The 6174-nt window shown below is 66.8% G+C and carries 6 protein-coding genes; 5 read left to right on the top strand and 1 reads right to left on the bottom strand.

The window, feature by feature from the left end; genetic code table 11:
• The 3 genes from AX702_RS19900 to AX702_RS19890 form a co-directional block, all read left to right on the top strand.
• Positions 1–1371 (top strand): YadA family autotransporter adhesin (locus tag AX702_RS19900; RefSeq protein WP_197420701.1); only part of this gene is annotated, 1371 nt, incomplete at its 5' end.
• 192 nt (positions 1372–1563) lie between these two features.
• A complete protein-coding gene (locus tag AX702_RS19895) occupies positions 1564–3339 on the top strand; it encodes an SLC13 family permease (protein WP_066782122.1) in 1776 nt (591 codons plus the stop codon).
• Positions 3340–3487: 148 nt separating this feature from the next.
• Entirely contained in the window at positions 3488–4144 is a 657-nt protein-coding gene (locus AX702_RS19890; RefSeq protein ID WP_066782121.1) for a hypothetical protein, read from the top strand.
• A gap of 55 nt (positions 4145–4199) precedes the next feature.
• On the opposite strand, the gene AX702_RS19885 is transcribed toward AX702_RS19890, so the two are convergent.
• Positions 4200–4811 (bottom strand): TetR/AcrR family transcriptional regulator, encoded by a 612-nt coding sequence (locus AX702_RS19885; RefSeq protein ID WP_066782120.1) that lies wholly within the window; start codon positions 4809–4811, stop codon positions 4200–4202.
• 106 nt (positions 4812–4917) lie between these two features.
• On the opposite strand from AX702_RS19885, the gene AX702_RS19880 reads away from it, so the two are divergent.
• Together AX702_RS19880 and AX702_RS19875 are read left to right on the top strand one after the other, a co-directional pair.
• Positions 4918–5439, top strand: a complete 522-nt coding sequence (locus tag AX702_RS19880) for a VOC family protein (RefSeq protein WP_197420700.1) — start codon at positions 4918–4920, stop codon at positions 5437–5439.
• A gap of 161 nt (positions 5440–5600) precedes the next feature.
• Positions 5601–6174, top strand: a 574-nt coding sequence (locus tag AX702_RS19875; protein ID WP_197420699.1) for a TonB-dependent receptor plug domain-containing protein, incomplete at its 3' end; no start/stop codon positions are given.

The following is a 6174-nucleotide window of genomic DNA, read 5'->3' as shown; positions in this document are numbered from 1 at the left end:
GTTCGCTACTCCTCGCCCGGCAGCCCCACGGTGCCGAACGACGGAACGGTCACCGATGACGCCACCCTCGCCGGGGCAAGCGGCGGGCCCGTCGGGTTGCACAATCTGCGGGCGGGAACGCTGGCCACCGGATCGACCGACGCGGTAAACGGCGACCAACTGTTCGCCACGAACCAGGCGGTCGCCGGCAACACCGGTACGATCACGAATCTGACGACCCAGGTGGACGCGAACACTACCCAGATCGCCAATATCAGCGCTGGCCTCGCCAATCAGCCGCTCCGCTATGCCGATGCGGCCGCGCCGACGACGCCCAATGGCGGCGCCGTGACGGACGACGCGACGCTGGTGGGCGCCAGCGGCGGCGCAGTGGGCCTGCGCAACGTGCGGGCCGGCGCAGTGGTGGCGGGGTCGACCGATGCGGTGAACGGCGATCAGCTCGCCAGCACCAACGCGCAGGTGAGCGCCAACACCACGGCGATCACCAATTTCAGCAACCTGGTTGTCGGCAGCACCGTCAGCCCCGTGCAATATAGCAATCCCGACAATCCGACCGCGCCGAACGGCGGGACGCTGACCAACGACGTGACGTTGGTGGGCGCCGACACGCTTGCGCCCGTCGCTCTCCACAACATCGCCGGGGGCGCCGTTTCCGCCACCTCGACGGACGCGGTGAACGGCCAGCAACTCTTCGCCGTTTCGACCCAGGCGTCAAATAGCGTCCAATATGATCGCGACGCGGCCGGCGCGCGAACCAACAGCATCACGCTCGCGGGGGCAGATCCCGCCGCGGCGGTGGCGCTGAACAATGTGGCTGCGGGCACGGTGGCCGCCGGATCGACGCAGGCGGTGAATGGTGGCCAGCTTTATGCCACCAATCAGGTGGCGCAGCAGGCCGCGACGCTGGGCGCCAATTCGGTGCAATATGATCAGGGGCGTACATCGGTGACGTTCAACACCACGGGCAGCGCGGTGGTATTGCGCAACGTGGCGGCGGGCACGTCTGCCACCGACGCGGTCAACGTGGGCCAGTTGCAAAGCGGGCTTCAGACCGCGGTGAACCAGGCGAATGCTTATACCGACACTCGGCTGAACCAGGCGCTGTCATCGATGGATTTCAACCTGCGTGAGGTTCGTCGCGATCTCAGCGCGGGAACCTCTTCGGCGCTGGCGGCGGCGGGCCTGCCGCAGGCGAACGAGCCAGGCCGATCGATGGTGGCGGTTGGCGGCGGCACCTATCGCGGTCAATCGGCACTCGCGATCGGCGCATCCACCTTCCTGAACGATGGCCATTCGATCTTCCGCGTCGGCGCCACCATCGACAGCCAGGGTTACGGCGGTGCGAATGCGGGCTTTGGCTATCAGTTCTAGGCTGAAGCTCGCTTGACCGGGGGGCGCTTGCAGCCATGGGCGCCCTCCGGTCTCCTTCGCTATCCCGAAGCTGCAACGATCTGATTTTCATGGGCCCTTTCCCCGCATGGCGCGTTACGGCGGCATGACGGGGAAATTGGCGTTTGCGCGGCAGCGACAGGTGGTGAGGGCAGGGGCCGAAGGGCCCGGGGCATGACGACCCCGCAATGGCTGTCGGTGGCCGTCCTCACCGGCATGATGGCTTTCTTCATCTGGGGGCGTTTCCGCTATGACGTGACGGCGATCCTGGCGCTGCTGGCGGCGCTCGCGGTGGGCATCGTCAAGCCGGAGGACGCCTTTTCCGGCTTTTCGGACGACATCGTGATCATCGTCGGATCGGCGCTGGTGATGTCGGCGGCGATGCAGCGCTCGGGGCTGATCGAACGCGCGCTCGCGCTCGTTTCGCGCCGGATCAAGCGGGTCCGCTCGCAGCTCGTGCTGCTGACCGCGTCGGTCGGCGTCGCCTCCGCTTTGGTGAAGAACGTGGGGGCGCTGGCCATGCTGATGCCGGCCGCGTTCCAGATGGCCAAGAAGAACGAGACTAGCCCGTCCGTCTTCCTGATGCCCATGTCCTTCGCCTCGCTGCTCGGGGGGCTGATGACGCTGGTCGGCACGTCGCCCAATATCATCGTCAGCCGTGTGCGGCAGGACATGACCGGGCAGCCGTTCAGCATGTTCGATTACCTGCCGACCGGCCTTAGCCTGCTGATCGTCGGGATGATCTTCCTGCGCTTCGGTTATCGCTTGCTGCCGCGCGATCGGCGCGCGACCGCCACCATGGGCGATGCGCTGGATATCAGCGGCTATGTGACCGAGGCGTGCATTCCCGAAGGATCGCCGGCGATCGGCGAGACCGTTGGCGATTTCCTGCAACGGCATGATCGCGACGTGGCCATCACCAATCTGCTGCGCGCCGGGATGCGCACGGTGCCGGCGCGCCATGTCGAGCTTCGCGAGGGCGATATCCTGATCATGGCGGGCGAGCCCGACGCGCTGGAACGCGTCATCGCCAGTGACAGCCTGATGCTGGAGGGCGAGCATCGCGAACTCACCGGCGAGGAGGAGGGCGACGAGATCGGCGTGATCGAAGGCGTGATCGGTGCCAATTCGATGCTCGTCGGCCAGACCGCCGAACGGCTTCGGATGCAGTCGCGCTATGGCGTGAACCTGATCGCCCTGTCACGGGCCGGCGAGCGGCTGGCACGCCGGCTGGGGCAGACGAAGCTGGCGGCGGGCGACGTGATCGTCCTGCAGGGCTCGCTCGCGCGCATTCCGGACCGGCTGCAGGATCTGGGCGTGCTCCCGCTGGCCGAGCGCACCTTGCGCCTGGGCAGCAGCGGACGCAGCTGGCTGCCGCTGATCGTGCTGGCCGCCGCCATGACCGCCACCGCGCTGGAGCTGGTGCCGGTGGCGGTGGCCTTCTTCGCGGCGGCGGGAATCGTCGTGGCGACCGGCGCGCTGCCGACGCGAGAGGCCTATCAGGCGATCGAATGGCCGATCCTGATCATGCTCGGCGCGCTGATCCCAGTGAGTGATTCGCTGCGGACCACCGGCGCGTCGGACCTGATCGCCACGGGGCTGGCGGACCTGGCCACCAGCCTGCCGGCCTCGGGCGCGGTGGCGCTGATCATGGTGGCGGCGATGGCGGTGACGCCGTTCCTCAACAATGCCGCCACCGTGCTGGTGATGGCGCCGATCGCCGCCGTTTTTGCCAACGACCTGGGCTATCGCCCCGAGGCATTTCTGATTGCGACGGCGATCGGCGCGGGTTGCGATTTCCTGACGCCCATCGGCCATCAGTGCAATACGCTGGTGCTTGGCCCTGGGGGCTATCGGTTCGGCGACTATGCGCGGCTGGGCGCGCCCTTGTCGTTGCTGATCGTGCTGGTCGGGACGCCGCTCGTCATGTGGACCTGGCCGCTGCGTTAGTCTGCCAGGCCTTGATCCTTTTACGGTCGCCCCGATCCTGCCGCGCCGGCGCACGGGCGTGGCGTCGCGCGTCCCTTTCGCATGTGTGCCAATCGGGATCGCACGGGCTCGCCGTCGGTTTGTCAGACAGGATGAAGAGGATAAGCTGATGGCAGACCCGGATACCCGCGTGTACGGCATGGCGGATCCCGCCAACCACCAGGCACCGGCGGACAATGGCTTGCGCGGCGAAGGCGCTGCGGAGGGCCTGGACACCAAATACCGGCGCGAGGTGACGCCCCCCGATCAGCCGACGATCGTGGTGGAGGAGGAATCAGGCGTCGCCTTTGCCGAAGCCAATGGCGCCGTGACGCCCCCGCGGCATGACGAGACGGCCGGCGATCCCGCGGCGGCTCAAGTCGCACCTCCCGACCCAACGCCGGTCCGCGCCGCTTTGTCGCCGCCGCCCATGGAGGCTGTTCCAATTCCAGCGGATCTGAAGCCGATCCATGCCGATCTGCCGCGGATCTATCCCAACGCGGCAACGCCAACTCCGCCTGCCGCGCCGTCGCCCTGGCCGTGGTTCGTGGTGGCGCTGGGCGTCGGATATATCGTCGGACGAGGACGATGGCGCCGCGCGAAGACCGCGCCTTCCACAGCCCATATTGCACCAGCGGCACTGACGCGTCTGCCGGGCGAGAAGGGGAGCTTCGTTCAGGTGCGCAACGCCGGGCCGGAGGAAGTCAGGGATCCGCCAGCGCGCTGGTCCCGCGTGGACGAGGCGCTGGACGAATCCTTTCCCGCCAGCGATCCGCCGGCCTACTAAAAAGGTCGTTCAACACAGCGTGAGCAGAGTCGCCCCAGCCTCACGGGTCCACCGCTCAGGCGGTGGGCCACATCATGAGGCTGGTCTCCACGACACGTTCCAGCTCCTCGCGTGAGGCGCCGGACCCGGACTGTACGCCCATGCCCTGCAGGATGGCGTAAAGGTACAGCGTCAGGCTTTCAGGCTCGACATGATCGGGCAGGTCGCCATCGCGCTTCGCCTGGCGGAAGCGCTCGATCAGCGCCTCCTGCGATGAGGCGCGGCGGGCAATCACATCGGCCTTGATCGATTCCGCTTCGGCGCCGCAGGCAGTGGCGCTGATCACGCCAAGGCATCCCTTGGGATCGCAGGTGCTGGTCTGTGCCTCGATCGCGCCGCGCATGAAATGCTCCGCCACCGCCCTTGCCGTGGGCTGCTTCAGCGCCTCGCGGGTATAAGCGAGCTTTTCTGCCTCGTAGAGATCGAGCGCCTTGTGAAACAAGGCTTCCTTGTTGCCGAACGCGGCATAAAGGCTCGGCTTGGTGATGCCCATGGCATCGGTGAGGTCGGCCATGGAGGCCCCCTCATAACCCTTTGCCCAGAACACGCCCAGCGCCTTGCTCAGCGCCTCGTCAACGCAGAACTCACGCGGACGGCCCTTCAGGGACGGTGCAGCGGTCGATTCCATAACGATCAGTATATATGCGCTTTTTCCCGCCGCTCAAGCCATGCCGTCCACGGTTACGCAACCGCTCGGGCATGGCGCCGTTCTCTTGCCGATACAGGAGACGGACGTGGGTGTGATCAAGGGCATCGAACATGTCGGCATCACGGTGCCATCGATCGAGGCGGCGGAGCGGTTCTTCCAGCAGGCGTTCGGCGCAAAGACGCTTTACGCGCTGATCGAGAAGGGCGGCAAGTCGCAGGAAGGCGACGAGATGTACGACAAGAACGGCCTGGAGCCGGGCACGCGCATCATCGCCATGCGGATGATGCGGATCGCTGACGGCGCGAACGTGGAATTGTTCGAGGTGGAGGGCGGGCATGGCGCCACGGCCGATGCCCCGAGCCACATGGGGATCCACCATTTCGCACTGTACGTCGACGATCTGGAGGAAGCCGCGGCGCGCTTCCGCGATGCCGGAGGCACGATGCGCGAAGGGCCGATCGAGCTTGGCGGCAAGGAGAAGGGGCCTGGCAACCGCTGCTGGTTTGGCGTTGCGCCCTGGGGAATGCAGGTGGAATTCATCCATCTCCCGTCGCCGATCGCGCTGGACGATCAGGCGAGCAGCGGCCCCCGCTGGCTGCCCGGCTGACGTCTGGAACGCGCCGCCGGGTGGCGAAGGTCGCCGGGCCCCCCTAACACAATTGGCAGCTTACAATCGGGCGGTAATCCCCTGTAAGGAGCGCAACCCGCACCAGCGAACGGTGGCGGGAAGAGAGGCGTGATCAGCGCCCGCTCAGGGGAGAAACAACCATGTTGCGTAACACTGCGTCCGTATTCGCGCTTGCCGCCGCCATGGTGGCCGCCAGCCCAGCCTTTGCCCAGGACGCCGCATCGGCGACGCCATCGTCGGAAGCGCAGGTGGGAACGGACGTCGCGACCACCACCAGCGCCGCCGCCGAAGAGCGTAGCCCGCAGGCTGAAACCGGCGACATCATCGTAACGGCGCAAAAGCGCGAGCAGCGGCTGCAGGACGTGCCGATCGTGGTGTCGGTGCTGAACCAGCAGCAGCTCGAGGCCGCGGGCGTGCGCGACGTGAAGGATTTGCAGACGATCACGCCGGGCCTGAACGTCACTTCCTCCACCAGCCCGGCACAAACCTCGATCCGCATCCGCGGCGTCGGCACGGTCGGCGACAATCCCGGCCTCGAAAGCTCGGTCGGTACGATCGTCGACGGTGTGTACCGTGCGCGCAGCGGCGTCGCCTTCGGCGATCTGGGTGAAATGGAACGGGTGGAGGTGCTCAAGGGCCCGCAATCAACCCTGTTCGGCAAGAACATGTCGGCGGGCGTCATCAACGTCGTCACCGCCGCGCCCAGCTTCAACC

The sequence above is a fragment of the Sphingomonas sp. CCH5-D11 genome (assembly GCF_001557395.1).
In the GTDB taxonomy this organism is placed as follows: domain Bacteria; phylum Pseudomonadota; class Alphaproteobacteria; order Sphingomonadales; family Sphingomonadaceae; genus Sphingomonas.
The sequence above is the reverse complement of the archived record's forward strand: the minus strand, read 5'-3'. Positions and strand labels throughout refer to the sequence as shown.

What these genes read in the sequence shown, in the direction of transcription:
- AX702_RS19895 (WP_066782122.1), top strand. Translation starts at nt 1,564, where the DNA reads ATGACGACCCCGCAATGGCTGTCGGTGGCCGTCCTCACCGGCATGATG.
- AX702_RS19890 (WP_066782121.1), top strand. Translation starts at nt 3,488, where the DNA reads ATGGCAGACCCGGATACCCGCGTGTACGGCATGGCGGATCCCGCCAAC.
- AX702_RS19885 (WP_066782120.1), bottom strand. Translation starts at nt 4,811, where the DNA reads ATGGAATCGACCGCTGCACCGTCCCTGAAGGGCCGTCCGCGTGAGTTC.